At 67.7% G+C, this 26,007-nt stretch carries 25 protein-coding genes; 17 read left to right on the forward strand and 8 right to left on the reverse strand.

Translation table 11 applies throughout. The features are described from left to right. The first annotated feature begins 2 nt into the window (after window positions 1-2). Window positions 3-176 carry a DUF1328 domain-containing protein gene (locus ACZ5PO_RS18420; protein ID WP_464196061.1) on the forward strand — a complete coding sequence of 58 codons (174 nt, stop codon included), beginning with the start codon at window positions 3-5 and terminating at the stop codon, window positions 174-176. Here ACZ5PO_RS18420 and ACZ5PO_RS18425 read toward each other — a convergent pair. Beyond that, window positions 150-812 carry a TetR/AcrR family transcriptional regulator gene (locus tag ACZ5PO_RS18425; protein WP_464196063.1) on the reverse strand — a complete coding sequence of 221 codons (663 nt, stop codon included), beginning with the start codon at window positions 810-812 and terminating at the stop codon, window positions 150-152. The two genes, ACZ5PO_RS18420 and ACZ5PO_RS18425, sit on opposite strands and share 27 nt — an antisense overlap. Window positions 813-937: 125 nt before the next feature. Between ACZ5PO_RS18425 and ACZ5PO_RS18430 the strand changes: the two genes are divergently transcribed. After that, a complete protein-coding gene (locus ACZ5PO_RS18430) occupies window positions 938-2,272 on the forward strand; it encodes an MFS transporter (protein ID WP_464196065.1) in 1,335 nt (444 codons plus the stop codon). Window positions 2,273-2,333: 61 nt separating this feature from the next. Here the strand turns inward: ACZ5PO_RS18430 and ACZ5PO_RS18435 are convergent, their stop codons facing one another. Beyond that, window positions 2,334-2,984: a Crp/Fnr family transcriptional regulator gene (locus ACZ5PO_RS18435; RefSeq protein WP_464196067.1), complete on the reverse strand. Its 651-nt coding sequence runs from the start codon at window positions 2,982-2,984 to the stop codon at window positions 2,334-2,336. Window positions 2,985-3,274: 290 nt separating this feature from the next. Here ACZ5PO_RS18435 and ACZ5PO_RS18440 point away from each other — a divergent pair, with 290 nt between their 5' ends. Further along, window positions 3,275-4,906 carry an arylsulfatase gene (locus ACZ5PO_RS18440; RefSeq protein WP_464196069.1) on the forward strand — a complete coding sequence of 544 codons (1,632 nt, stop codon included), beginning with the start codon at window positions 3,275-3,277 and terminating at the stop codon, window positions 4,904-4,906. A gap of 122 nt (window positions 4,907-5,028) precedes the next feature. Here the strand turns inward: ACZ5PO_RS18440 and ACZ5PO_RS18445 are convergent, their stop codons facing one another. Continuing rightward, window positions 5,029-6,447 carry a dicarboxylate/amino acid:cation symporter gene (locus tag ACZ5PO_RS18445; RefSeq protein WP_464196071.1) on the reverse strand — a complete coding sequence of 473 codons (1,419 nt, stop codon included), beginning with the start codon at window positions 6,445-6,447 and terminating at the stop codon, window positions 5,029-5,031. Window positions 6,448-6,773: 326 nt separating this feature from the next. Here ACZ5PO_RS18445 and ACZ5PO_RS18450 point away from each other — a divergent pair, with 326 nt between their 5' ends. From ACZ5PO_RS18450 to ACZ5PO_RS18465, 4 genes are read left to right on the forward strand one after another with little or no spacing between them, the layout of a single operon-like run. Next, the gene (locus ACZ5PO_RS18450; protein ID WP_464196073.1) at window positions 6,774-6,953 is read left to right on the forward strand and encodes a hypothetical protein; all 180 of its coding nucleotides are present in this window, start codon (window positions 6,774-6,776) and stop codon (window positions 6,951-6,953) included. Next, a complete protein-coding gene (locus tag ACZ5PO_RS18455; RefSeq protein WP_464196075.1) occupies window positions 6,950-8,500 on the forward strand; it encodes a DUF4153 domain-containing protein in 1,551 nt (516 codons plus the stop codon). The genes ACZ5PO_RS18450 and ACZ5PO_RS18455 overlap by 4 nt, the downstream gene beginning before the upstream one ends. A gap of 17 nt (window positions 8,501-8,517) precedes the next feature. Next, window positions 8,518-9,219 carry a response regulator gene (locus tag ACZ5PO_RS18460; protein ID WP_464196077.1) on the forward strand — a complete coding sequence of 234 codons (702 nt, stop codon included), beginning with the start codon at window positions 8,518-8,520 and terminating at the stop codon, window positions 9,217-9,219. Beyond that, window positions 9,216-10,790: an ATP-binding protein gene (locus ACZ5PO_RS18465; protein ID WP_464196079.1), complete on the forward strand. Its 1,575-nt coding sequence runs from the start codon at window positions 9,216-9,218 to the stop codon at window positions 10,788-10,790. Before ACZ5PO_RS18460 ends, ACZ5PO_RS18465 begins: the two co-directional genes overlap by 4 nt. Window positions 10,791-10,802: 12 nt before the next feature. Here ACZ5PO_RS18465 and ACZ5PO_RS18470 read toward each other — a convergent pair whose 3' ends face one another. The 3 genes from ACZ5PO_RS18470 to ACZ5PO_RS18480 form a co-directional block, all read right to left on the reverse strand. Continuing rightward, window positions 10,803-11,348, reverse strand: a complete 546-nt coding sequence (locus ACZ5PO_RS18470) for a TetR/AcrR family transcriptional regulator (protein ID WP_464196081.1) — start codon at window positions 11,346-11,348, stop codon at window positions 10,803-10,805. Between the two features lie 103 nt (window positions 11,349-11,451). After that, entirely contained in the window at window positions 11,452-12,825 is a 1,374-nt protein-coding gene (locus tag ACZ5PO_RS18475; protein WP_464196083.1) for an amidase, read from the reverse strand. Between the two features lie 82 nt (window positions 12,826-12,907). Continuing rightward, a complete protein-coding gene (locus tag ACZ5PO_RS18480; RefSeq protein WP_464196085.1) occupies window positions 12,908-13,819 on the reverse strand; it encodes a LysR family transcriptional regulator in 912 nt (303 codons plus the stop codon). Window positions 13,820-14,165: 346 nt separating this feature from the next. Between ACZ5PO_RS18480 and pxpA the strand changes: the two genes are divergently transcribed. The 5 genes from pxpA (at window position 14,166) to ACZ5PO_RS18505 (ending at window position 18,484) form a co-directional block, all read left to right on the forward strand. Further along, window positions 14,166-14,912 carry a 5-oxoprolinase subunit PxpA gene (gene pxpA, locus ACZ5PO_RS18485; protein WP_464196087.1) on the forward strand — a complete coding sequence of 249 codons (747 nt, stop codon included), beginning with the start codon at window positions 14,166-14,168 and terminating at the stop codon, window positions 14,910-14,912. Between the two features lie 25 nt (window positions 14,913-14,937). Further along, on the forward strand, window positions 14,938-15,180 hold the full coding sequence (locus tag ACZ5PO_RS18490) for an acetyl-CoA carboxylase (protein ID WP_464196089.1): 243 nt from the start codon (window positions 14,938-14,940) through the stop codon (window positions 15,178-15,180). Window positions 15,181-15,221: 41 nt separating this feature from the next. Continuing rightward, window positions 15,222-16,580, forward strand: coding sequence for an acetyl-CoA carboxylase biotin carboxylase subunit (locus ACZ5PO_RS18495; protein ID WP_464196091.1), 1,359 nt, complete (start codon window positions 15,222-15,224; stop codon window positions 16,578-16,580). 67 nt (window positions 16,581-16,647) lie between these two features. Further along, window positions 16,648-17,523, forward strand: a complete 876-nt coding sequence (locus ACZ5PO_RS18500; protein WP_464196093.1) for a 5-oxoprolinase subunit B family protein — start codon at window positions 16,648-16,650, stop codon at window positions 17,521-17,523. Next, the gene (locus ACZ5PO_RS18505) at window positions 17,513-18,484 is read left to right on the forward strand and encodes a 5-oxoprolinase subunit C family protein (RefSeq protein WP_464196095.1); all 972 of its coding nucleotides are present in this window, start codon (window positions 17,513-17,515) and stop codon (window positions 18,482-18,484) included. Before ACZ5PO_RS18500 ends, ACZ5PO_RS18505 begins: the two co-directional genes overlap by 11 nt. Window positions 18,485-18,725: 241 nt before the next feature. On the opposite strand, the gene ACZ5PO_RS18510 is transcribed toward ACZ5PO_RS18505, so the two are convergent. After that, window positions 18,726-19,514: an SAM-dependent methyltransferase gene (locus ACZ5PO_RS18510; RefSeq protein ID WP_464196097.1), complete on the reverse strand. Its 789-nt coding sequence runs from the start codon at window positions 19,512-19,514 to the stop codon at window positions 18,726-18,728. Window positions 19,515-19,838: 324 nt separating this feature from the next. Beyond that, complete coding sequence (locus ACZ5PO_RS18515) at window positions 19,839-20,681, reverse strand: TetR family transcriptional regulator (protein WP_464196099.1); 843 nt, start codon at window positions 20,679-20,681, stop codon at window positions 19,839-19,841. A 284-nt stretch (window positions 20,682-20,965) separates the two neighbouring features. On the opposite strand from ACZ5PO_RS18515, the gene ACZ5PO_RS18520 reads away from it, so the two are divergent. From ACZ5PO_RS18520 to ACZ5PO_RS18540, 5 genes are read left to right on the forward strand one after another with little or no spacing between them, the layout of a single operon-like run. After that, the gene (locus ACZ5PO_RS18520) at window positions 20,966-21,820 is read left to right on the forward strand and encodes an ABC transporter permease (protein WP_464196101.1); all 855 of its coding nucleotides are present in this window, start codon (window positions 20,966-20,968) and stop codon (window positions 21,818-21,820) included. Between the two features lie 23 nt (window positions 21,821-21,843). After that, the gene (locus ACZ5PO_RS18525) at window positions 21,844-22,635 is read left to right on the forward strand and encodes an ABC transporter ATP-binding protein (protein WP_464196103.1); all 792 of its coding nucleotides are present in this window, start codon (window positions 21,844-21,846) and stop codon (window positions 22,633-22,635) included. A gap of 48 nt (window positions 22,636-22,683) precedes the next feature. Beyond that, window positions 22,684-23,661, forward strand: a complete 978-nt coding sequence (locus ACZ5PO_RS18530; RefSeq protein WP_464196105.1) for an ABC transporter substrate-binding protein — start codon at window positions 22,684-22,686, stop codon at window positions 23,659-23,661. Further along, complete coding sequence (locus ACZ5PO_RS18535; protein WP_464196107.1) at window positions 23,576-24,865, forward strand: aromatic ring-hydroxylating oxygenase subunit alpha; 1,290 nt, start codon at window positions 23,576-23,578, stop codon at window positions 24,863-24,865. The genes ACZ5PO_RS18530 and ACZ5PO_RS18535 overlap by 86 nt, the downstream gene beginning before the upstream one ends. Window positions 24,866-24,875: 10 nt before the next feature. Further along, a complete protein-coding gene (locus ACZ5PO_RS18540) occupies window positions 24,876-25,997 on the forward strand; it encodes an NADH:flavin oxidoreductase (RefSeq protein WP_464196898.1) in 1,122 nt (373 codons plus the stop codon). The last annotated feature ends 10 nt before the right edge of the window (window positions 25,998-26,007 follow it).

The raw sequence follows: 26,007 nt of genomic DNA on the forward strand, positions 1-26,007 counted from the left end.
CGATGCTGAAGTGGGCCCTGATCTTCTTCGTCATCTCGATCATAGCCGGTGCGCTGGGCTTCTCCGGCATCGCCGCGGGTACCAGCCAGATCGCCAAGATCCTGTTCTTCGTCGCCCTGGCGATTTTCGCGATCCTGCTCATCCTGGGCCTATTCGCCGGCGAGGTGCTGTTCTGACGCCGTCGTCGCGCATGGTGGCAACAACCCGTCGATGGCGGCGAGCAGGCCCTCGCGCACGTCGGTGAGGATCTCGTCGGAGAACGCCGGGTCGGCCGCCGCCACGCTGCGGGCCAGCGACAGGCCGCCGACGAGCGGCGCCAGCAGCGCCATGGCGCGCTTGCGCGCCGCCGCCGCCTCGGCGGACTCCGCCGGGGCGTCGGACCAGATCCTGGCCAGCTTGGCGATATAGCGCTCGAGGCCGACGGCATAGGCGGCGCGCACGCCCTGGTCCTCGCGTGACACGTCGGCGCTGAAGGCCACCATCGGGCAGCCGGCCCCTGCCGCATCGCGCGCCTTCAGCGACAGATAGCGCTCGACGTAGCGCCGCAGCGCGGCCGTGCGCTCCGGCCCGGCCGGCGCAGCGGAGATGTCGTCCAGCCGCTCCACCGCCTGTTCGAAGGTCAGCGCCAAGGCGTCGGCCTGCAGCTCGGCCTTCGACGCGAAATGGTTGTAGAAGCCGCCGTGGGTCATGCCGGCGGCCCGCATCAGGTCGGCGACGCTCGGCGCGTCGAGGCCCCGCTCGCGGAACAGGCGGGCGGCTTGCTCCAGCACGTGGGCCCGGTTCTCCGCGGCTTTCTGCTTTGTTATGCGCATCGCACAACCCCGTCCGGCGTCCGCACTCTTGCTCTTCGATGATTGGCGTCATCATTATTCGATGATAGATGTCATCATAGCTCGTGGCGCCGACGCTGCAAGCGCTGGGCGAAGAGGATCGGGACATGGTTGCGCGGGTCACGGCGAGCACGCTGTCGAAGCAGGGCGTCCACTACGGCTGGGTGATCGTCGCCGTCACCTTCCTCACCAGCTTGAGCACCGCCGGCGCCGTCGGCCTCGCCGGCGTGTTCATCGCGCCGCTGGCCAAGGAGTTCGGCTGGGATACCGCCTCCATCTCCAGCGCCTTCGCCATCCGCCTGCTGCTGTTCGGGCTCATGGCGCCGTTCGCCGCCGCCTTCATGGAGCGCTACGGCCTGCGCCGCGTCATCCTGACGGCGCTGACGCTGGTGACGGCCGGGCTGGTGCTCGGCACACTGGCGACGAAGCTCTGGCAGCTCGTCCTGCTGTGGGGCTTCGTCGTCGGCATCGGCACCGGGCTCACCGCCATGGTGCTGGGCGCCACGGTGGCGAGCCGCTGGTTCGTGGAGCGCCGGGGCCTGGTGCTCGGCATCCTGACCGCCGCGGTGGCGACGGGCCAGCTGGTCTTCCTGCCGCTCGCGGCGCACCTGATCGATGTCGTCGGCTGGCGGCTGGCGCTGGTGCCCAACGTGGCGGGGCTGCTGATCGCCGCGGCGCTGGTGGTGCTGTTCCTGCGCGACCGTCCGTCGGACGTCGGTCTCACGCCTTTCGGCGCTCCCGTCGAGCCGCAAGGTGCACCGGCACCCGCTCCGGCGCTCCCTGCAGGATCGGTGTTCAGCGCCGTCGGCCGCGCCTTCTCCATCCTCGCCGAGAGCTCGCGCAGCCCGGCGTTCTGGATCCTGTTCTCCACCTTCTTCATCTGTGGGCTGAGCACCGCGGGCCTGATCCAGACCCACTTCGTCGCGCTCTGCGCCGATTTCGGCATGCCGCAGGTCGACGCCGCGACGACGCTCGCCATGATGGGTGCCTTCGATTTCGTCGGCACCATCCTCTCCGGCTGGCTCTCCGACCGCTACAGCAACCGGTGGCTGCTGTTCTGGTACTACGGCCTGCGCGGCCTCTCGCTGCTGTGGCTGCCGCACTCCACCTTCTCGTTCTACGGCTTGTCGCTGTTCGCTTTGTTCTACGGGCTCGACTGGATCGCCACAGTGCCGCCCACCGTCAAGCTCGCCGGCCAGACGTTCGGCGCGGCCAAGGCGCCGCTGGTGTTCGGCTGGATCTTCACCGGCCATCAGATCGGCGCGGCGGTGGCGGCCTACGGCGCCGGCCTGTCGCGCACGGCGCTGGAGACCTACCTCCCGGCCTTCTACGCGGCGGGCTTCGCCTGCCTCATCGCCTCTGGCCTGGTGCTGCTGCTGAAGCCGAAGGCCAAGCAACCGATCGCCTCCGCAGCGCCTGCGGCGGCGCCCGCGACAGCCTGAGCGAGCGGAGGCGGTCGCGTCTCGCCCCGCACGGGGGTGGGACGCGCCGACCGAGCTCGGGTTATGCCTCGTTGCGGAACCGAGCCAGGATGGCCGGATCCAGAACCCGGATCTTACGGTAGCGGTTTTCGATGGCACCGAGCTCCGCAAGTTCGGACAGGCATCGCCGCAACGTACCGCGTGCCACGCCGAGCAGCCGCGCCAGGTCGTCCTGGGTCGCTTGCACGGCTTGCGGCGTCTCCGTCAGGCGAAGCAGGTGCCTGCAGACGCGCGCCCGGACACTGAGCGACAGCGCCTCCGAATAGTACTTGACCACGGCGCCGACGTTCCTGGTGCCCAGGCGATAGAACGCCTGCCAGTGCTCCGGCTGGCTGGCGAGCAGGGCCTTGATCGCTCGGCTGGGGAGGTGCAGCAGGCGCGAGCGCGAGGCGGCCGAGATCGTCACGATTCGGGGCGTGCCCGCCAGTTCGGCCGCATCCCCGATCCAGAATCCGATTTCTGCCAGATGTACGAACGCGGGCTCGTCGGCGGCCACGGGGAACATGATTTCCAGGCTGCCCGACCCCAGCCCATAGAGCCCGTCGGATGGGTCGCCGGCGCTGTAGATGAGCTGGCCGGCATCGTAGACGCGCCAGCGCCCCGCTTCGGCGACCCAACCGCGAAATGCCTCGCTTTCGCTGGCGAGCCAGCCGACCCGATCGAGAGGCGCCAATTTCCCCGCATGCATAGTGCACCAGATTGATCAAAATCGCGCATTTGCGCCCACCGTGCTCACTATAGTCCGCCCGGCAGAGAGAGAACTGAGGTCACGCAGCGTTTACGCGCTCGGCTCCACGAGCCGGCGTGACTGACGGAGGAGTGCCGTGCGGAAGCAGGCACGGCACCGCCGACGGGGCATCTCGACTGAAATGTCAAACGTTCGATCTCCGCGGCGCCGGCGCACGGCGCCGTCGAGGTCCTGTTGCCTGAAGCAAGAGGCGCGCAGGCCAGCGGAGGAAAGTCATGGACCAAGACAGCGATCGCAACGTGCCACGCGGCCCGTCCGGCTTGAACAGGCGCAGCATTCTGCTGGCGGGAACCACGTTGGCGGCCGCGCAGGCGTTCGCGCCGGCCGCTTCGGCCCAGGCCGCTCGCGCTCAGACGCCACCTGCAAGCCCGGGGAAGAAGCCCAACATCCTCGTCATCTGGGGCGACGACATCGGCACCTGGAACATCAGCCACAACAGCCGCGGCATGATGGGCTATTCTACGCCGAACATTGACCGTATCGCCCGGGAAGGCGTGTCTTTCACCGATTATTACGGACAGCAGAGCTGCACGGCCGGCCGTGCCGCCTTCCTCGGCGGTAATGTCCCCGTGCGCACCGGCATGACCAAGGTCGGGCTGCCCGGCGCGGCCCAGGGCTGGCAGAAGAGCGACGTCACCGTTGCGACGGTGCTCAAGGCGCAGGGCTACGCCACGGGCCAGTTCGGCAAGAACCATCAGGGCGACCGCGACGAGCACCTGCCCACCATGAACGGCTTCGACGAGTTCTTCGGCAACCTCTATCACCTCAATGCCGAGGAGGAGCCGGAGAACGAGGACTACCCGAAAAATCCGGAGTTCCGAAAGAAGTTCGGCCCGCGCGGCGTCATCCGCGCCTGGGCGAACCCGGACGGCACCCAGAGGATCGAGGATACCGGCCCGCTCACGCGCAAGCGCATGGAGACGGTGGACGAGGAGACGCTCGCCGCCGCCAAGGATTTCATCAACCGGCAGGTGAAAGCCGGAAAGCCCTTTTTCACCTGGTGGAACGCCACGCGCATGCACCTGCGCACCCATGTGAAGGCGGAACATCGCGGCAAGTCCGGCCAGGACGAGTATTCGGACGGCATGGTCGAGCACGACGAGCAGGTGGGAGACCTCCTCAAGCTCATCGACGACCTCGGCATCGCCAACGACACCATCGTCTTCTACTCCACCGACAACGGCCCGCACTTCAACAGCTGGCCCGATGCGGGCACCACGCCGTTCCGCAGCGAGAAGAACTCCAATTGGGAAGGTGCCTATCGCGTGCCGGCCTTTGTGCGCTGGCCCGGACACTTCCCGGCCGGTACGACGCTGAACGGCCTCGTCGCCCACGAGGACTGGCTGCCCACCTTCGCCGCCGTCGCCGGCGCGCCGGACATCAAGGAGAAGCTGCTGGCCGGCGTTGAGCTCAACGGCCGAAAATATCGAAACTACATCGACGGCTACAATCAGCTCGACTACCTCAGCGGCAAGGTGAAGGAGCCGCCGCGCAACGAATTCTGGTACGTGAACGACGACGGGCAGATCGTCGCCGCCCGCTACCAGGACTGGAAGGTTGTGTTCCTCGAGAACCGCGGTGAGGGCTTCGGCGTCTGGCGCGAGCCTTTCGTCGAGCTGCGGGTGCCGCTCCTGTTCAACCTCAGGCGCGATCCGTTCGAGCGAGCCCAGCACAGCTCCAACACCTACAACGACTGGTTCATGGACCGCGTGTTCGTCATCGTGCCGATCCAGGCGATGGCGGCCCGGTTCCTCGCCACCATGAAGGACTACCCGCCGAGCCAGGCGCCGGGATCCTTCAACCTGTCGCGGATCGAGGAGCAGCTCAAGAGCGCCGTCGGCAACTGAGCTGCCGGCCGGTTGCGTTCGCCCGCGGCGGCACCGCTGCCCCGCCGCGGGCTCACCGGGTCTCGCTGCGCCCGGTACAGTCCTGTTCTGCGGCTGCCGCTGTCCTCGACGCCGGTGCGCTGTCAGCCCGCGGGCCGCGGCGCGGCTGCGGGGCCGTCCACGACGGCGACCTCGGCCCCCTCCCGGGCGATCTCCGCCTCGACACGGTCGGACAGCTCGAGCGGATGCGCCATGGCCTCGTGCAGGGCGGCCTTGTCGAGCTCGCCTTCCCAGCGGGAGATCACGATGGTGGCGACGCCGTTGCCGATCAGGTTGGTCAGGGCGCGGCACTCGCTCATGAACTTGTCGATGCCGATGAGCACGGCGAGTGAAGCGATCGGAATGTCGGGGATGATCGAGAGGGTCGCGGCGAGGGTGATGAAGCCCGCGCCGGTCACGCCGGAGGCGCCCTTGGACGTGAGCATGGCGATGGCGAGGATCGACAGCTCCTGCCAGATCGTCAGCGGCGTGTTGGTCGCCTGGGCGAGGAACAGCGTCGCCAGCGTCATGTAGATGTTGGTGCCGTCGAGGTTGAAGCTGTAGCCCGTCGGCACCACCAGCCCGACCACAGACTTGGAGGCGCCGAGCCGCTCCATCTTGCGCATGATGTGCGGCAGCACCGTCTCGGACGACGAGGTGCCGAGCACGATCAGGAGCTCGTCCTTGATGTAGGCCAGGAAGCGCAGGATCGAGAAGCCGGCGAGCCGGGCGATGGTACCAAGCACCAGGAGCACGAAGAGGGCGCTGGTGAGATAGAAGGTGGCGATCAGCTGGCCGAGGTTGACCAGCGAGCCCAGGCCGTACTTGCCGATGGTGAAGGCCATCGCCCCGAAGGCGCCGAGCGGCGCGAGCTTCACGATCATGCCGATGATGCGGAAGAACAGCTTGCCGGCGACGTCGACCACATGCTCGACCTTGCGGCCGGCCTCGCCCATGTTCGCGGCGGCGATGCCGGTGAGGATCGCCACCAGCAGCACCTGCAGCAGGTCACCCTTGACCAGCGCGTCGAGAAAGCTCGACGGGATGATCGCCATGAGATGGCCGACGAAGCTGTCGGACGCGGCCTGCTTGACGAAGCCCTGGACGGCGCCCGCATCGAGGGCGCTGGCATCGATGTTGAAGCCGGCACCCGGCTGCACCGTGCGGCCGACGATGAGGCCGATGACGAGGGCGATCGTCGACACCGTCTCGAAGTAGACCAGCGCCTTGATACCCACGCGGCCGACCTTGCGCAGGTCGCTGACCGAGGCGATGCCGTGCACGACGGTGCAGAAGATCACCGGCGCGATCATCATCTTGATCAACGCGATGAAGCCGTCGCCGAGCGGCTTCAGGGCCTCGCCCGTATGCGGGAACAGGTGGCCGACGAGGATGCCGAGGGCGATCGCGATCAGCACCTGGATGTAGAGCACCTTGTACCAGGGCTGGGCGCTGCGCTGCGGCTCGGCGCCGGGCCCGATCTGGGGCGTCGCGCCCGAAAGTGCACTGTCGTTGCTCGTCATGTTCGCCCCGAGGCCTCGGCCCGATCGTCCCGTTGCAACAATGGTTTCCTTAGAGGCCGGCGCCAAGCGCGGCCATCCGCCTTTCGGCTGAGCGCCGCCCGCGCGCCCGCCTTGATGGCTCGGGCGCAGGACGACGCAACCGACAGGTTCGCGCAGCTGTAGCATGCGGAAAATGGGGCCACATCGGCCGATCGTGCAGCCTCATCATGTGCGCTGCGGCTATGTCGCCGCGCCCCGGCAGCGCTGCACGCAATCTGCACAAGACTCCTGAGTTCATGCGCGACGGCGGCCAACGGCCTGCAAGGCGTGCGGGCACAACGAGGGCCATGAGACGCCGCATTCGCCTGCCGCCTTTCTTCCCGACCGTTCTGCCGACGAGCCTGCTCAATGACGGCTGGTGGCTGGCGGACACCGCCGCGCCGCCTGGGCCGGCTTGCTCCCACGCCGCGGCTCCCGTGCCGGCGATCTCGTCCCGCATCCGCAACCGCAAAGGCTTCCGCCCATGACCGGCCTATCGCTGCCGCTGACCGACGCCTCCACGCGGGCCGCCCGAACGGTCTCGCAGCGCCTGCTCCTCGCGCTCGCCCTGATCGTGCTGGGGGACTGGCTGTTCTGGAACCGGGGGCCGGGGATCTCCGTCGCCCTGTTCCTCGCGGCGCTGTTTGCCGGCGCGGTGTTGACCAATCCGGTCCCGCCGGCGGGCCGTCGTTTCGTCCTCGCCTGCCTCATCGCGGCGGCCGGCCTCCTGCCCGTCGTCGAGGAGCTGACGTTGCTCTCCTTCGGCCTCGCGTGCGTGGCGGCTGCCGGCGCGACGCTGGTGCTGCGCGGCAGCTTCATGGGCAGCGCCGCTGCTCGGGCGCATGCCGTGGCGGCGCTGCTGCTGGGCGGGCCCTGGCGCCTTGCCGCGGACGCCTGGCGGTTTCCGCGCCTCTGCCGGCGCCTGGGCGTGATGCGGTGCGAGGCGAGGGCGCTGCTGGGCTGGATCGTGCCCGTCGTCTGCACGGGCGTCTTTCTCGTTCTGTTCGCCGATGCCAATCCGCTCATCGAACGCTGGCTGACGTCAGTCGAGGCGACCGACGCCAGCCTGGACTATCTCCGGCTGCTGTTCTGGTGCGCTCTGGCGGTCGTGGCCTGGCCATTCCTGCGTGCTCGCAAGCCGAAGCCGCGTGCCGGCGGGGCGCCGCTTCCGGCCCGCGTGGCTGTGTCCGATCCGCGGACGGCCGAGGTCTTCGGCCAGGCCGCGATCCTGCGCTCGCTGGTGCTCTTCAACCTGCTGTTCGCCCTCCAGACCGGGCTGGACCTCACCTACCTCTGGGCGGGCGCGGCGTTGCCGCCCGGCATGACCTATGCCGACTACGCCCACCGGGGGGCCTATCCGCTGATCGCCACGGCCTTGCTGGCCGCGGCCTTCGTGCTGGCGGCGCTGCGGCCGGGCACCGGTGCCAACGATTCGCGGGCGATCCGCACGCTGATCTTCGCGTGGATCGCGCAGAACATCCTGCTCGTCCTCTCGTCGATGCTGCGGCTCGATCTCTACGTCGAAACCTACTCGCTGACGTGGCTGCGGTTCTGGGCCTTCGTCTGGATGATCCTGGTGGCCGTCGGGCTTGCGCTGATCATCGTGCGGATGGTGCTGCTGCGTCCGAACCGATGGCTGATCGGCGCCAACCTCGTGAGCTTGGGCGTCGCCCTCTACGCCTGCGCTTTCCTCAACATCCCCTCCCTGATCGCCACCTACAACGTCGCGCACGCTCGTGAGATATCGGGCAGCGGGCCGGTGCTCGATGTCCTCTACCTGGTCCGTCTGGGTCCTCAGGCCATCCCCGCCATCGACACATACAGGAGCCTCCGGCTCCAGAGCGGCGCCGACGCCGCATCGGATCCAGCGCTGCAATATCTCGACAGGCGGCGGCCCGACCTGACGCTCCAGGCGATCAAGCCGCTCGACGACTGGCGGAGCTGGAGCTTTCGCAGCGCGCGCCTGACGCGCTATCTGAACGAGGCGCCCGCGCCTGCCTCCGGGAGCTCGGCTATACCGGACATCAGCCCCTGAGCGCGGGAGACGCGGCCGTGACCCACATCCTCGTCGTCGACGACGATCCGCATATCCGCGAGGTCATCTGCTTCGCCCTCGAGAAGGCCGGCATGACGACGGATGTGGCCGCCAACGGCGTGGAGGCGCTCCGCGCCGTCGTGCAGGCGGTCCCGCACCTGATCGTGCTCGACGTCGGCATGCCCGAGATGGACGGCCTGGAGGTGTGCCGGCGGCTGCGCCGCCAGTCGGACGTGCCGATCCTGTTCCTGTCGGCCAAGGACGACGAGATCGACCGCATCCTCGGCCTGGAGCTCGGCGGCGACGACTACGTGACCAAGCCGTTCAGCCCGCGCGAGCTGGTGACGCGCATCAACGTCATCCTGCGCCGGACCAAGAGGCCGCCGGCGGCCCCGGTCGATGGCGTCCCCTCTTTCGCGCACGGCGCCTTCACCCTCGACGAGGGCAGGCACGAGGCGCGGCTCGGCGGCCGTGACCTCGGGCTGACGGTCCGCGAGTTCCTGATCATGCGTGCCCTGGTGAGCCGCCCCGGCCGCGTGCTGGAGCGCGGTTCTCTGATGGACGCGGCCTATGACCACGACGTGCACGTCTCGGACCGCACCATCGACAGCCACATCCGCAACATCAGGGCGAAGTTCGTCGCCGCCGGCTGCGGCAACGCCATCGAGACGGTGCACGGCGTCGGCTTCCGGCTCGGCCGCTGCGAGGCCGACGCGTGACGCGGACGATGGTGCCGCGAAAATGGCGGCCGTCGCTCGGCATGATCGTCCTGGCCGTGCTGCTCACTGTCGCGGCGCTGCCGCTCGCGGGCCTGTTCTTCTTCCGCCTCTACGAGAACCAGTTGATCCGGCAGACCGAAGCGGAGCTGATCGCCCAGGCTGCAGTGCTGGCCGCCCTGTTCAGCCGTGACGTGGAGGCCGCGTCTCCCCCGGCGCCGGCCGCGGAGCTGCCGCCGGGATCGGTGTCGGGGGAACGCTACCACCCGGTCGAGCCGCGGCTCGACCTCGCCGGCAGCGACGTGCTGCCGCGCCGGCCGGATGCGATCGCGGCCGAGCGGCCGGTCGATCCCGCGATCCAGAGAATCGGCACCGACCTGTATGCGGTCGCGCTGCGCACGCGGGAGGTGACGCTCGCCGGCTTCAGGGTGCTCGACGCCAACGGCACCATCGTCGCGGGGGAGGACGACGTCGGCCGTTCGCTGGCCCACGTCGAGGAGGTCGCGGCCGCCATGGGCGGTCGCTACGGCAGCGCGCTGCGCGTCCGCATCTCCAACCACGAACCGCCGCCCCTCTACTCGGTCAGCCGCGGCACCGGCGTGCGGGTGTTCGTGGCCATGCCGGCCATGGTCGCCGGGCAGGTGGTGGGCGTCGTCTATGCCTCACGCACGCCCAACAACATCGTGCGTCATCTCTATTCCGAGCGCCGCAAGGTCGCCCTTGCCGGCGCATGCCTGCTCGCCGTCATCCTGGTCGTCGGCCTGCTGTTCGCCCGTACCATCACCCAGCCGATCCACCAGCTCATCGCCCGCACCCGCGACGTCGGCCGTCAGGGCGCCGCCGGGATCGAGCCGCTGCGCAACTACGGCACGCGCGAGATCGCCCTGCTGGCGCAGAGCTTCCTCGACATGGCGGGCCGTCTGTCGGAGCGCGCCGCCTACATCACCACCTTCGCCGCCCACGTGTCGCACGAGCTCAAATCACCGCTCACCTCGATCCAGGGGGCGGCCGAGTTGCTGATCGATGACGAGGAGGGCCGGGCGATGGATCCGCAGCGCCGCCGCCGCTTCCTCGACAACATCGTCGCCGACACCCGGCGGCTGACGTTGCTGCTGCAGCGGCTCAAGGACCTGGCGCAGGCGGACAATCCGCAACTGGCGGGCACCACCACGCTGGGCGCTGTGGTGCGCGAGCTGGAGAGCCAGTGCCCCGCCCTGGCCATCCGCGTCGACGGCGGCCGGCACGAGGTCCTGGCGATGTCGCAGGACAACGCGGTGATCCTGTTCTCCCACCTGGCGGACAATGCGTTGCGCCATGGGGCGACCGAGCTGGTGATCGAGCGGAGCACGGTGCCGGGCCAAGTGACGTTCGTCGTCGGCGACAACGGCGAGGGCATCTCCGAGGCCAATCGGGGACAGGTCTTCGATGCCTTCTTTACCACCCGCCGCGAGGCCGGAGGTACAGGCATGGGGCTGCACATCGTACAGTCGATGCTGCGCTCGCATCTCGGCAGTATCCGGCTGCTGCCGTCCGCCGGCGGCGCCCGCTTCGAGATCTCGCTGCCTGCCGCCTGAAGGCCGTCGCCGTCAGGCGCCCAGCCAGGCCCTCGTCTCGTCGAGCAGCTCATCGGCGAGCTCTTCATCGTCGGCGATGCGGGCGAGCAGCACGGCGCCGACCATGGCCGCCCAGCTGCCGACGGCGGCGCGCCGCCGGGCTTCCGGCGTCCGGCCGGGCGCCGTGCGGCTCAAGGCGTCGATCTGGCGCCGGATCGCCTGCGTCAGGGTGTGGCGCACCTCCGGCGAGGCACGGACGGCCTCGCTGCCCAGGCCGGCGAACAGGCAGCCGCCGCCCACGTCGTCCCGGTGGCGCGCGCTGAGGTAGGCCGCGGCGTAGTCCTTCAGCGCGCGCGGCGTCTCGCCCTCCGCGCTCGCGCCCAGCGCGTGGCCGCAGCTCTGGGCGATCAGATCCTCCTTGGAGCGAAAATGGCCGTAGAAGGCGCCGTGGGTGAGGTCCGCCGCCTTCATGATCTCCGCCACCGTGACCCCGTCGAAGCCACGCTCCCGGAACAGGCGCGCCGCCGCGTCCAGAATGCGCTGGCGGTTCTCGGCGACCTGCTCCCGGCTGACTTTCATGGCTCGTCCTCCTTCTTCGGGCTCCATCTATACCTGATGATGGTCATGAATGCATCAAGACGGCATGGATGGAGCCGATGAGCGCCTGGAGAGCCGCCGGCGGTCAGCTCCCGCCGACGGGTGGGCAGGTGAAGCGTCCGACCGCCTGCTCGACGGCCGCGCCGATCGCCAGCGCGCGGGGCTCGTGGAGCGCGGGCACGTTGATCTGGAAGCCGATCGGCAGGCCGTCCCGCGACGGCCCGGCGGGCACCGACAGCGCCGCGAGGTCGAAGAAGTTGGCGAAGCGCGTGAAGACGCCCGGGCTCGCGCCTTCGTCGTAGGTCGCGAGGCTCGGCGCCGGCGTGGCGGTGGTCGGCGTGACGAGCGCGTCGATGCGGTCGAACACCGTGTCCAGCTTGGCCTTGCCGCGCCGCCGCTCGTCCAGCACGGCGAGGTAGGCGGGCGCCGGGATCGCCTTGCCGGAGAGCAGCCGCTCGCGCACCGGCGGGCCCAGGCGGTTGGGCTCCGCCTCGGCCAGGTGGCCGTAGTGCTGATAGCCTTCGGCGGCGATCATGATCCCGCAGGGGCCGACATAGGCCGCGGGCGGCTGCTCCAGCGTGACCTCGACGATCTCGGCGCCGGCATTCGCCAGCAAGCCGAGCACGCGGTCGAAGGTCTCGGCGACGTCCGGGTCGAGGTCGGCGCCGAGGGCGGTGATGCCGAGCCGTATGCCCGCCAGCGGCGGCACGGCGCCTTGCGCCAGCTCGGCCAGCGAGCCGCCGCGCAGGTGGCCGGTCTCGGCCATCACCATCAGCGCCAGCGCCGCATCGGCGACCGTCCGCGTCAGCGGGCCGATGGTGTCGAGCAGGGCGGAGAGCGGCAGCACGCCGGCCCGGTCGACCAGGCCGACGGAGGTCTTCAGGCCGACGACGCCGCAGAACGAGGCCGGCAGGCGCACCGAGCCGCCAGTGTCGGTGCCCAGCGCCAGCGGCACCAGGCCGGCCGCCACCGCCACGCCCGAGCCGTTCGACGAGCCGCCGGGGACGCGCGGGGTCGCAGGGTCCCAGGGATTGCGCGGGGTGCCGAGCGTCTCGTTGGTGCCCCAGCCGCCGAAGGCGTATTCCACCGTCGCCGTCTTGCCCACGACGACGGCACCGGCGGCCACGAGCCGCTGCACGACCGCGGCCGAGGCCGCCGCCGCGACGGCCTCGCTGCGGGTGAGCGAGCCGCCGCCGGTCACCAGGCCGGCCACGTCGATGATGTCCTTGATGCCGACCGGCACCCCGAACAGCGGGCCGCGCGGTCCCCCGAGCCGCGCCAGGGCATCGAGCCGGCGCGCGTCGATCAGCGCCCGCTCGCGGTCGACGCGGACGAAGGCGCCGAGGCGGGCGTTGTCGGACTCGATCCGGGCCAGCGCCTCCTGGGTCGCGGCTTCAGCGGTGGTTTCGCCGCGCGCCAGGCGCCGGGCGAGCGTCGACAGATCTTCCATGGGCGGCATGGGCCTTCTCTGGGTTGGGGATGAGGTGACTGATGGCGAAGGGATGCGGTCGTCGGCTTGCCGCTGCGCGCGGCCGCGGGGTTCAGGGAGGCCCGACGCCGCCGTGGGCGAGGCTCAGGAAATCGTGGAAGGCGCGGGCGGCGGCGCTGGGCTCGACGTCCCGCCGCCAGGCCAGGCCCACATCCATGGTGGGAATGTCGTCGTCGAGGAGGCGGGTCTCGATGCGCTGGCCCTCCAGCGACCAGGGCCGGAACACCATGTCGGAGAGGATGGTCAAGCCCATGCCGGCGGCCACCATGCTGCGCACCGCCTCCACCGACATGGTGCGGAAGACGACGTTGGGGCGGTAGGGAGTCTTGTCCCAGTAGAGGCGGGCGGTGTGCATGGCCTCGTCGACGGTCAGCATGACGTAGGGGTATTGGGCGACGTCGCCGAGACTGATGCGCTCGGCCTTGAGCAGCGGATGCTCGGCCGGCAGCCACAGGCGCCGCTGCGAGCGCAGCAGCGGCTCGGCCTGCAGCCGGTCCCGCGCCGCCAGGTTGGAGACGAGCATGACGGCGATGTCGAGGGCGCCGTCGAGCAGCGCCTGCTCGATGACGTCGCGCGGTGCCTCGTAGAGATGCAGCGTCACATTCGGGAAGCTGCGCGTGAAGCGGGCGTGGTGGCGCGGCAGGAAATAGCCGGCGACCGTATAGGTGACGCCGACGCGGACCTGGCCGGACGCCGCGGCATGGAACGAGCGCGGCACCCGCAGCGCCTCCTCGACCGCGGCCATGATCTCGCGCGCATGGGACAGGAAGCGGCTGCCTTCCGGCGTGACGCGCACGCCGGTGGGGTAGCGCTCGAGCAGGCGCACGCCGAGGGTCTGCTCGAGCTGCTGGATGGCCGAGGTGACCGCCGACTGGGAGACGTTGAGCTCGATCGCGCCCTGCGAGATCTGCCCGCTTTCGGCTGCGGCGATGAAGTAGCGCATCTGCTTCAGCGAGACGGTCATGCGGCCTCGGTCGGATCGGCTCACCGCTTCATATCGAAAAACCAGATGGATGGGCCAGAGCGGATTTGCGGCGCTCCCTGCCTGTCGTGCCGGTTCGTTTGGCCAACCACGCAGCGAGCCGAAGCCCAATGCCATGCATCAACCGAGCCATCTTGTCTCGACAGCGGTGAAAATCGGCACCATTCTGCCCGAGAGCGTCGCGAGGGCCCGGGTTCGCCCTGGTTTCGCGGATGCTATCTGATTTTCGAATGCAGCGTACAAGTTTTTTGATTTTTACAACATTCGAATCGCGGGGCTACCAATCGGAAAAGCCGATGGGGAGCGAGCGCGACAGCCGGACGACAACATGGTCCTCATCAACTGCGACATGGGCGAAGCCTTTGGCATCTGGCGGCTCGGCAATGACGAAGCGCTGATGCCGGCGATCCACATCGCCAACGTGGCCTGCGGCTTCCATGCCTCCGATTTCAACCACATGCGTGCCACGGTGCGGCTCGCCAAGCGCCACGGCGTCGCCGTCGGCGCCCATCCCTCGTTGCCGGACCTGCAGGGCTTCGGCCGCCGCGAGATGAAGATCGGCCGCGAGGAGCTGGCCAACTGCCTGATCTACCAGATCGGCGCGCTCAAGGGCTTCCTCGACGCGGAAGGCATGGCGCTCAACCACATCAAGCCGCACGGCTCGCTCTACAGCATGGCGGCCCGCATGCCCGACATCGCGGAGGCGGTCTGCGATGCCGCCGACGTCTTCAAGGTGCCGCTGCTCGGCATGATCAACACCGAGCACCAGCGCGTCTACACGGCGCGGGGCCACCGTTTCATGCCGGAATTCTATGCCGACCTGGACTACGCCGGCGACGGCTCGCTGATCATCACGCGCGAGCACGAGGCCGTCGACCCGGAGGCGGCGTCGGCGAAGTGCGTGCGCGCCGTGCGCGAGGGGCTGGTCAAGACCGTGGCCGGCAACGACGTGGCCGTCGGCGCCGAGACCATCTGCGTCCATTCCGACACGCCGGGTGCCGACACGTTGGCCCAGGTCCTGCACGCGCGGCTGGCGCGGGAGGGCATGCTCGCCCCCGCTCACGCCGCACCATGATGCTCACAGCGAACGAGACCGCCCGATGGCTCTGAAGACGATCCAAGCGCCGATCCCCGGCACCTTCTACCGCAAGCCGTCCCCCGACCAGCCGGCGTTCAAGGAGCCGGGCGATACGATCGCCGTCGGCGACACGGTGGGCCTGATCGAGGTGATGAAGTCGTTCATGCCCGTGCTGGCCGAGGAGGGCGGCAAGCTTGCCGCTTTCCATATCGAGAACGAGGATCCGGTGATGGCGGGCGATCCGCTGTACGACCTCGAGGCATGATCGCCGCAAGCTGACATTGCGGGCTGACATTACAGGCTGAGATGGCGATCAGGACACTCTTCGTTGCGAACCGCGGGGAAATCGCGGTCCGCATTATCCGGGCGGCGCGCGAGCTCGGCATCCGCACCGTCCAGGCGGTCAGCGCCGCCGACCGCGACATGCTGGCCGCCCGGCTCGCGGACGCCGTCGTGGAGGTCGGCCCGGCCCACGCCAGCAAGTCCTATCTCGACAAGGCGGTGATGGTGCAGGCGGCCGTCGCGAGCGGCGCCGATGCGGTGCACCCGGGCTACGGCTTCCTCTCCGAGAATGCCGATTTCGCCGCCATGGTGGAGGAGGCGGGGCTCGTCTTCGTCGGCCCGCGGCCCGAGACCATCCGCGCCATGGGCGATAAGGCGACCGCCCGCGCCATGGCCGCCAAGGCCGGCGTGCCGACGGTGCCGGGCAGCGAGGGGCGGGTCGAGACCGCGGACGACGCCCGCCGCGTCGCCCGCGACATCGGCTATCCCGTGATGATCAAGGCCTCAGCCGGCGGCGGCGGGCGCGGCATCCGCGTCGCCGCGACGGAGGCGGAGCTCGACGCCCTCATCCCCCAGGCGAGCTCCGAGGCCAAGGCGGCCTTCGGCGACGGCGGCCTCTACCTGGAGCGCTTCATTGCGCGCGCCCGTCACATCGAGGTGCAGGTCCTCGGCGACGGCTGCGACGTCATCCACCTCTACGAGCGTGAATGCTCGCTGCAGCGGCGGCGGCAGAAGGTGTGGGAGGAGGCGCCGGCCGCCTGTCTCACGCCCGCCGTGCGCGAGGCGCTGTGCGCTTCGGCCGTGCGGCTCGCGCAGTCCGTCGGCTACCGTGGCGCCGGCACGCTCGAATACCTCTACGATCCCGAGACCGGCGAATTCTTCTTCATCGAGATGAACACGCGCATCCAGGTCGAGCATCCGGTCACCGAGATGGTCACCGGCATCGATTTGGTGCGCGCCATGCTGGAGATCGCCGGGGGCGCCAAGCTCGCCATCGCGCAGCCCGACGTCGCCCTCAACGGGCACGCCGTCGAGGTGCGCATCAACGCCGAGAACCCGGCGAAGGGCTTCATGCCGTCGCCGGGCGTCGTGACGGCGCTCACGGTGCCGGAGGGGACCGGGATCCGCTTCGATACGATGCTTTATGCCGGCTACGCCGTCCCGCCGTTCTATGACAGCCTGCTCGGCAAGTTGATTGTGTGGAGCGAGAGCCGGGACGCCGCCATTGCCGGCTTGGCCGCCGCCCTGGAGGAGCTGCGCGTCGACGGGCTGGTCACCACGGCGGCCCTGCACCAGGCGCTGGCGCGCGACGCGGCGGTGCTGGCAGGCGATGTGCATACGCGCTGGCTGGAGGGCTGGCTGGAGCGCGGCGGCTTGGGTTGAGTGGGTGGAATGGCCGGGCTCGATCCGGCCATCAATCGCCTGGGACGTTATTCCATTGGAGGGGCCGATGACGACGAGATACGCGTTCGGAGGCGACGAGCACATCTTCGTCGAGGTGGACGAAGAGATGTCGCTCGATGCCTTCTTCAAGGGCCTGTCCATCACCCAGGCGGTCCGCGACAGCAACATCCGCGGCGTCACCGAGATCTGCCCGGCCAACGCCTCGTTCCAGATCAAGTTCGATCCCGACGTGATCGCGCCGGACGACCTGCTCACCGAGCTGAAGCGCATCGAAGCGGCCACCGGCAACGGCCAGTCGACCCTGGCGACGCGCATCGTCGAGATCCCCGTGTACTACGGCGACCCGTGGACGCACGAGACCCTGATGCGCTTCCGCGAGCGGCATCAGGAGCCTGATGGCACCGACCTCGACTACGCCGCCCGCGTCAACGGCTACGCCGGCGTCGACGACTTCGTCGCCGCCCATGCCGGCTCGCCCTGGTTCGTCTCCATGGTCGGCTTCGTCGCCGGCCTGCCGTTCATGTATCAGATGGTCGAGCGCGCCAGGCAGATCGAGGTGCCGAAGTATCTGCGCCCGCGCACCGATACGCCGCGACTGACGGTCGGCCACGGCGGCTGCTTCGGCTGCATCTATTCGGTGCGCGGCGCCGGCGGCTACCAGATGTTCGGCATCACGCCCATGCCGATCTACGATCCCCGGCAGGAGATCAGCTATCTCCGCGAATTCATGATCTTCTTCCGCCCCGGCGACATCGTGAAGTTCAAGCCCGTCGACCGGGCCGGCTACGATGCTGCCGTGGAGGAGGTCGACAAGGGCACCTTCGCCCCGCTGATCCGCACCGTCGATTTCTCGCTGGCCGAGTTCCACGCCGATCCCGCCGCCACCAATGCCAAGCTGCTGGGGGTGCTCCATGGCGCTTGAGATCCTGAAGCCCGGCCTCTCCACCACGGTGCAGGACCTGGGCCGTCCCGGCTACTACCACCTCGGCATTCCGCTCTCCGGCGCCATGGACCGCGAGGCGCTGGTGGCGGCGAACGCGCTGGTCGGCAACGACGACGGCGACGCGGCGCTGGAGGCGGTGTTCATGGGGCCGGAGATCCGCTTCACCGCGGATGCGGTCGTCGCCGTCACCGGGGCCGAGCTGCCGCCCAAGGTCGACGGCGTCGAGCAGCCGACGTGGCAGGCGTTTCCGGTCAAGGCCGCGCAGGTGCTGAGCTTCGGCTTCCTCAAGGCTGGCGCCCGCGCCTACATCGCGGTGGCCGGCGGCATCGACGTGCCGATGGTGCTCGGCTCTCGCTCGACCTATCCGCTGGGCGCGCTGGGTGGCCATGAGGGCCGGGCCCTCAAGGAGGGCGACGTGCTCTCCGTCGGCCCGGCCAAGCGCACGCTCAGGCCAGGCGCGCACATTCCGCCGGCGCTGCGGCGGACGACCGGCCGTGAGGCGGTGCTGCGCGTCCTGCCCGGCCTCTACTGGCACCGCATCACCGAGGAGGCGGGCCGGCACTTCTTCGACGACGTCTGGAAGGTGGCGCCCGAGGCCGACCGCATCGGCTACCGCTTCCGCGGCGGCCGGCCGCTCGCATTCCTGCCGCGCCAGCAGCCTTTCGGCGCCGGCTCCGACCCGTCCAATATCGTCGACAGCTGCTACCCCTACGGCTCGGTCCAAGTGCCCGGCGGCACCGAGCCGATCGTGCTGCATCGGGATGCGGTGTCGGGTGGCGGCTATTTCATGCTCGGCACGGTGATCTCGGCCGACCTCGACCTCATCGGCCAGCTCCAGCCGCACCAGCCGGCGCGTTTCCGCGCCGTCGACATGGCCGAGGCGCTGGCGGCGCGCAAGGAGCGGGCGGCGGCGGTGGCGGCGCTGAAGGCGGCGGTGTGAGGCGCGCCGCGGCGCCTGGAGACGCGGCGAGCCGCCTGTGTTTGCCGTGCCGGCTGCCGCCTTGGGGCTCTATCCCTCGGCCGCCCTCTTTGGCCGAGCTCTCCTTCGGCCGTGGAGCAATGGGACGACGTTATGTGACGGACGCGGAATAGGCGGTGCGCGGAAGGCTGCGCCGCCCCCCGCGCCGCATCATCTGTTGCGCACGACCATCAACGATCCGCCGGATGCCAACTGCCTCGCCTCACCGCGCCATCAGCGCGAACACCCCCCAGCCCAGGTATTCGCGCGTGTGCGTGACGTAGCGTTCGGGTTCCGAGGTCAGTCGGGCTCGCACATCTTTCGCAAAATCGTCGTCGGGGTTCGCATCGAGCCATCGGCGCATCGTGAGCCACTTGGCTGCCTCGTACCTGTCCCAGCTGTCCTGGTCCGCCAGCACCATTTCCACAACGTCGTAGTTGAGCCTGCCGAAGGATGCGAGAAGTCCTGGAAGCATGAGAAAGTCGGAGATCGAGCCGGCAAGGCATCTTTTGGCAACGTCTTCCGTGGGCGGCAACTGCAGCCAGTACGGCTCGCCGATGAGAATCATCCCTCCGGTGCGAAGGCTCTCCGCCAGAAGCTCGATGGTGCCGACGACACCCCCGCCGATCCACGTGGCACCGACACAGGCTGCGACGCCGACCTTTTCCTCGGCCACATAGCCGGCAGCGTCGCCGTGGATGAACTCGACCCGATCGGCGACCCCGAGCTCTTCAGCGCGCAGCTTCGCTTGCCCGGTGAACAACTGGCTCATGTCGATACCAGTGCCGCTAATCCCGTAGTCGCGTGCCCAAGTGCACAGCATCTCGCCCGAGCCGCTGCCAAGGTCCAGCACGCGGGTCTCCGGTTCCAGGCGCAACGCCGCGCCGAGAGTGGCGAGCTTTTCGGGTGTGAACGGATTATGGATGCGGTGAGCGCTTTCCGTGACGTTGAAGATCCGGGGGATGTCCACTGCAGAAACGCCTTTCGTGTGTAAATGGATTCGGTTGTTCACCAGCGGTGCGCAAGTTTTACGGATCGGGCGGATCTCACCCGGCCGACGCACAACTCACGAACCAGAGCAAATGTGGCAACCCTATCTTTGCGGATGCCGACGAGAAAGGCCGCGAACGATTTCCGGGTTTTATCGCATCGGGTGGGATAGCGCCGATTGTCCTGGGCGGGGCGTGACGTCCTCCCGCGCTCTGCGGCAAAAGCCCCTCAATGATATGCCATTCGATATCCGTCACATCGCCGCGAGCCAAAACCGCCTCCTGAAAGGCGGCCTTGAATCATGCTTCCGCTGATTTGGGAACCAATTTTGTCAACGGGACCTAGACTAGAGCATCAAGCCTGAGTGAATGACGAAATCGCGCAGATTGTAGATCGCTGCGTTGAAGTCGAATTCCTCGAACATCACCGAACGCACGAGCACCCCGTCGAGGAAGGTGGAGATGAACGTCACCGCCTTTTCGTCATCGATGCCAGCGGGAAAGCGGCCCGAGGCGACGCCTCGGCTGATCGCGTCGCGTAGGATCTCACGCTCGATCTGATAGAAGCGGCGGATCGCGGCGTCGATCTCGGCGTTGGCGCTATGGGTGTTGGCGTAGTCGATCGATATCTTGATGAGGTCGCGCATCAGCGGGTACTGCCGTGCGTGGTTGACGATCCAGGTCGATATGATGTCTTCCGGCGCGGAGACGCTGCGCGAGATCGTGCGAAAGCTCTCGTACGCATTGTTGGCCGCCATTTCGACGACCTTCAGGAATAGCCCCTCCTTGCTGCCGAAATAGTAGTAGATCAGTCCCGGGTTCAGACCGGTCGCGTCGCTTATGTCCTTGATGGTCACCTGGGCATAGTTGCGCTGTGCGAAGAGCCCGAAGGCGGTTTTCAGAATGTGCTGCGAGCTGCTCGGCGCCGTTTCGCCAAGCTCGACCGGCGAGCTTGGCCCGCCATCGTCGTCGACGGCTCCGGGCATCTCGGCTTCGTCGCGATCCTCGGGCGCCGCACGTCGGGTCCGGCTCTCCAGGGCGGCGACGCCTCCAGCCTCATACAGACGGCGAAAGCGATAGTAGCTGTCGCGGCTGAACTTCGTGATCTCGCAAGCGCGCTTCACATTGCCCAGCGTCTCGGCCAGCTCGAGCAGCCGCAACTTCGCTTCAACACCCTGGGGCTGTGCCATCCTCGCGATCTCCCTGACGCCGACGCGGATCGTTATCTGACAGATATGTCAGAATTTTGTGTCCGGCAATCGGAGAGTGCAGCTTCTTGGATATGGCGGACACTGCGAGCAAATACTGAACATGATGCATTCAATTGGCCGCGCATAAACTGATCAGCATGCATATACGTTGGCCATATTGAGGAAATAGCGCGCTTCGGGCGGATCTGAGGCGACGACTCGGTTGATCGAGCGATTAATCAATGTCAGCTTGCTCGGACTGAGACATCGAAGAGGGAGGCATCATGACCTTCACTCAAGTTCGGACTGTCGCGATGGCGGAGCGGAGCACCGCGCGCCGCGCGCGCAACCCCGTCCTGGGACGGCTCACAACGCCGCGGGCACCGATTCCCGCCGGCGCCTCGCTCGCCGCAGCGCTGCTCGTTTGGGCATTGATGCTCGGCTATTGGATGATCGCCACCTATGGCGGCCTCGTGCGTCCGATCTTCCTTCCGACCCCGGGCGCGGTCCTGCGGAGGGGCATCGAACTGTGGGGCGATGGAACGCTGCTGCCGAATATCTGGTCGTCGGTCTCGGTGGTGCTCCTCGGCTTCGGGCTCGCGTCGCTGATATCGATCCCGATCGGCCTGCTCGCCGGGACCTACAGGGTCGTGCAGTCCGCCATCGGTCCGCTCGTCGACTTCACCCGATACCTGCCCGTGACGTCGTTCGTGCCGCTCTTCATCCTCTGGATCGGCATTGGCATCGAACAGCGAGCCGCCATCATCTTCTTTGGCGTCTTCTTCCAGCAGATCGTCCTGGTGGCCGACGCAGCGCGCAATGTGTCCGACGACCTGTTGAACGCGTCCTATACGCTCGGCGCGTCGAGACGTAGCGTCCTCGTCAGCGTGCTGCTGCCCGCGTCCGCCCCGGCGATCATCGATATCCTGCGCGTGACCATCGCCTGGGGCTGGACCTATCTCGTCGTCGCCGAGCTGGTCGGCGCATCGGCGGGCCTGGGTTACATGAGCATGCGGGCCATGCGCGGCTTCCAGGTCGACACCATCTTTCTCGCCATCGCCATCATCGGGCTGCTAGGGCTGGCAACCGATCAGATCTTCCGCCTGATCCGGAGGGTGTTCTTCCCATGGTCGCGATGAACGGCGCCTTGCGTCAGGCGCCGGTGGCCGCGCCGGCCCCCACGCTGCTGAGCTTCACCAACATCACCCTCGATTACGGCAGCGGCCGCAAGGCGCTGCGCGCGATCGACAGCCTGGGCTTCGACGTGAGGGAAGGCGAGTTCGCGGTCATCGTGGGCCCTTCAGGCTGCGGCAAATCCAGCCTTCTCTACCTCGTGGCCGGCTTGGCCGCGCCCACCGCGGGCAGCATCCGCCTCGGCGGCGTCGAGGTGACGGGTCCCGGAGCGGAGCGGGGCATGGTGTTCCAATCGTACACCCTGTTTCCGTGGCTGACGGTGCGAAACAATATCGGCTTCGGCCTCAAGCAGCGCGGCGTGCCGGCGCAGGAGCGCACACCGATTATCGACAGGTACATCGAGGAAGTGGGCCTGAAGAAGTTCGCCGACCACTATCCGAGCGAGCTCTCGGGCGGAATGAAACAACGGGTCGCCATCGCCCGAGCCATGGCCAACAACCCGAAGATCCTCCTGATGGACGAGCCCTTCGGCGCGCTGGACAGCCAGACCCGGCTCAACATGCAGAAGATGCTGATGCGGGTCTGGGAGCATGACAAGACGACGGTGCTCTTCGTGACCCACGATATCGACGAAGCGATCCTGCTCGCCGACCGCATCTTCGTGATGTCGGCCCATCCGGGCCGACTGCGCGAAGTCATCGAGGTGGCCCTGCCGAGGCCACGCGCCCTGTCGATGATGCTTGCGCCCGGATTCATTTCACTCAAGCAGCGCCTGTTCAACCTCCTGCACGCAGGGGAAGAGCGGGACGAAGCCGAATAAGTCACGCCGCCGCAATCCGCCGCTGATCCTTCAGGAAGGACGACGATCATGAAGAAATTGCTCTCCGCCTGTCTCGTCGCCGCTGCGCTGTCGGCCACCGCCGGGACGTCGACGGCAGGGGAACTCACCCTTGCCAACACCACATGGGTCGGCTGGGGACCGCTCTACCTCGCTCGGGATCTCGGATACTTCGAGAAAATGGGGCTCAAGCTGAACCTGCCTGTCACCAACGAGACCCGCGAGGGATTTCTCGCGCTCGCGGCAGGTAAAGCGGATGGCGTGCCCGATACGATCGACGACATCCTCGTGTATCGCAACGCCGATGCGTGCTTCAAGACGGTGCTCGTATTGGACGACAGCTACGGCGGCGATGGCATCCTGACGGCGCCGGACGTCAACAAGATCACCGACCTGAAGGGCAAGACCGTCGCCCTGAACCAGGATTCCGTCACCAGTTTCTGGCTGCATTACCTGATGCGCAAGGAAGGGATGAGCTCTTCCGACATCACCGTGGCGAACATGACCGCGGACGAGGCCGCTGCCGCGTTCATCGCCAAGCGGGCCGATGCAGCCGTGACCTGGGAGCCGAACCTCACCTTCGCCAAGGCCAACCGGCCGGACACCAAGGTGCTGATCGACTCCAAGGCGACACCCGGCATCATCGTCGATGTCGTGACCATCTCCTGCGAGGTGATCAAGACGCGGCCCGGCGACGTGAAGGCGCTCGTCAAGGGCTACTATATGGCCCTCGACTATATGAAGCAGAATCCCGAAGAGGCCAACAAGATCATGGCCAAGGGAATCGGCGGCTGGCTGTCGAAGCCGAGCGATGTCGCCACGACGCTGACCCATGTCCGCTTCATGGACAAGGCAGCCAACGCCGAATACTTCGGCACGCCCGGGAAGCCCGGCAAGATCGCCGAAGTGATCGCGCTCGGCAATGAGATCTGGGGCCATCTGGGTCGCGTCAAGGCTCCCGTGCCGATCGAGGACGTCATCGACTGGTCGTTCCATCAGGGCGAGTGACCCGGGCGAGCACGCTGCGCCCGCCTTTCCAGATCAGATAGGTGAACCGATGAGCTCTCTGGATAGTGCTGTACGCGAGATCGTGACTCAGGCGCTGAGCGGATCGAACAAATCACTCGACCGGGCGGAGACGCTGCCGCCGCAAGCCTACACGTCGGAGGCGTTCTACGACCTCGAAGTCGAACAGATCTTCCGAAAGGAATGGGTGTCGATCGCCCATGTATCGCAGCTGCCGAAGGCTGGCGACTATGTGACTGCCGACATCGCGAACGAGATGCTGATGGCGGTGCGAGGGGCCGACGATCAGATCCGCGTGATGTCTCGGATCTGTCTTCACCGCTGGGCCCCGCTCGTCAACGGCCAGGGCAATACCCGCACGTTCATGTGTCCGTTCCATGCGTGGGGCTACGCGCTCGACGGCACGCTGATCGGCACGCCCCTCATGGAGCGCGCCAAGGATTTCACCCCGAAATCCTGCCGGCTGCCGATCTATCGCTCGGACGTTGTCGACGGCTTCGTCTATGTCAATCTCTCGGGAGATGCGCTGCCGCTCGCGCCGCGTCTGCAGTCCATGCTCGAGCACCAAGGCTACTTCCAGGCAGAGAAGATGAAGCTCTGCGCCTCGCTCGACTACGACACCAGGATCAACTGGAAGATCGTCGTTGAGACCTTCATGGAGTGCTATCATCATCTGGCGGCGCACCCCATCACCTTCGAGCGCGATTTCCCGGCGCGCCTGAGCTGGGGCGAGGAGACGCGGGAGGCCTGGACGGTCGTGCATTCGCCCGCCCGGCCCGGCGCGGGCCCCGAGGTGTTCTTCTCCGGCTTGCCGTTCTTTCCCGGCATCAGCGAGGCCGAGAAGACCGAGATGCGGCTCTATTTGGCTTATCCTTTCCATCTGGCGGCAACCTTTCCCGACCGGATGGTCTGGTTCCAGATCGAGCCGAAGGCGGCCGACCACACCGTCATCAAGACCCATCTGCTGCTCTTGCCGGAAACGACCGAGTCCGAAGGTTTTCCCGCAGAGGTCGAGAAGCAGCTCAAGATGTGGGATACGATCAACATGGAGGATATCACGGTCAACGAGATGCAACAGCGGGGCGCCAAGACCGCTTCCGCTGCTGCCGGCCGGCTCAGTCATACCGAAATCGCCGTCTGGCAGCTCTCGAACTTCATACGTCGGCGCATCGGCGAGAGAATCTGAAGACGTGGCGATGTTCGATAGCATTCCAAGCCTCGAGCCGCTCCTGACCTCCTATCGCTTCGGCAGGGGGGAGATGCGAAATCGCTTCGTGATGGCGCCCATGACCCGGATGCAGTCGCCGGGCGGCGTGCCGACGGACGACGTGCTCGCCTACTACCGGGTCCGGGCGCGCGGCGGCGTCGGCCTCATCATTACCGAAGGGACATACATCAATCACCCGGCCGCGAACGGGGAACCGGCGATTCCGGCCTTCCATGGCAAGGCGAGCCTCGATGCATGGAAGCGCATCGTCGATGCGGTGCACGCCGAAGGAGGGATGATCATCCCGCAGATCTGGCACTACGGGCTCATGCGCCGTCCGGGGGTCGAGCCGGACCCTTCGGTCCCCGGCTACTCGGCGATGGAGATCGTCGACGACGGCCGGATCGTGGTGAAGGCCATGACGAAGCAGGACATCGCCGACGTCGTCACCGCCTATGCCGAGGCGGCGGCGATCGCCGAGGAGCTGGGTTTCGACGGGGTCCAGCTGCACGGCGCACACGAGTACCTCATCGACAACTTCCTGTGGGCGAAGACCAACGGCCGCGAGGACGAGTACGGCGGCTCGATCGAGAACCGGGTGCGCTTTCCGGTCGAGGTCGTGCGCGCGGTCCGGGCCGCGATCAGTCCCGACTTTCCGTTGGTGTTGCGTTTCTCACAGTGGAAACAGTCGGACTACGGCGCCTGCATCGCCGAGACGTCCGACCAGCTGGCCCGCATCCTGACGCCACTCTCGGAGGCGGGCGTCGACGTATTCGATGCATCGACGCGCCGCTTCTGGCTGCCCGGCTTCGCCGGCTCGGACAAGACCCTCGCCGCCTGGACGCGCGAGATCACGGGCAAGCCGACGATGACGGTGGGCAGCGTCGGCGTCGAACGCGAGTTCATCACCCAGGACGAAGGCGCGGAGGTGCGCCCGTCCTATGACCGGCTCGGCGAGCTCGTCGCGGGGCTGAACCGCGACGACTACCAGATGGTGGGAGTCGGTCGCGCCCTGCTGTCCGATCCCGATTGGGTCAGCAAGATCGCCGCGCGCGATTTCGGCTCCATCCGCCCTTACACCCGCGAAAGCCACGAACGGCTCGTGTTTTGAGCTCGTTGAT

The sequence above is a fragment of the Chelatococcus sp. KU-N122 genome (assembly GCF_055391085.1).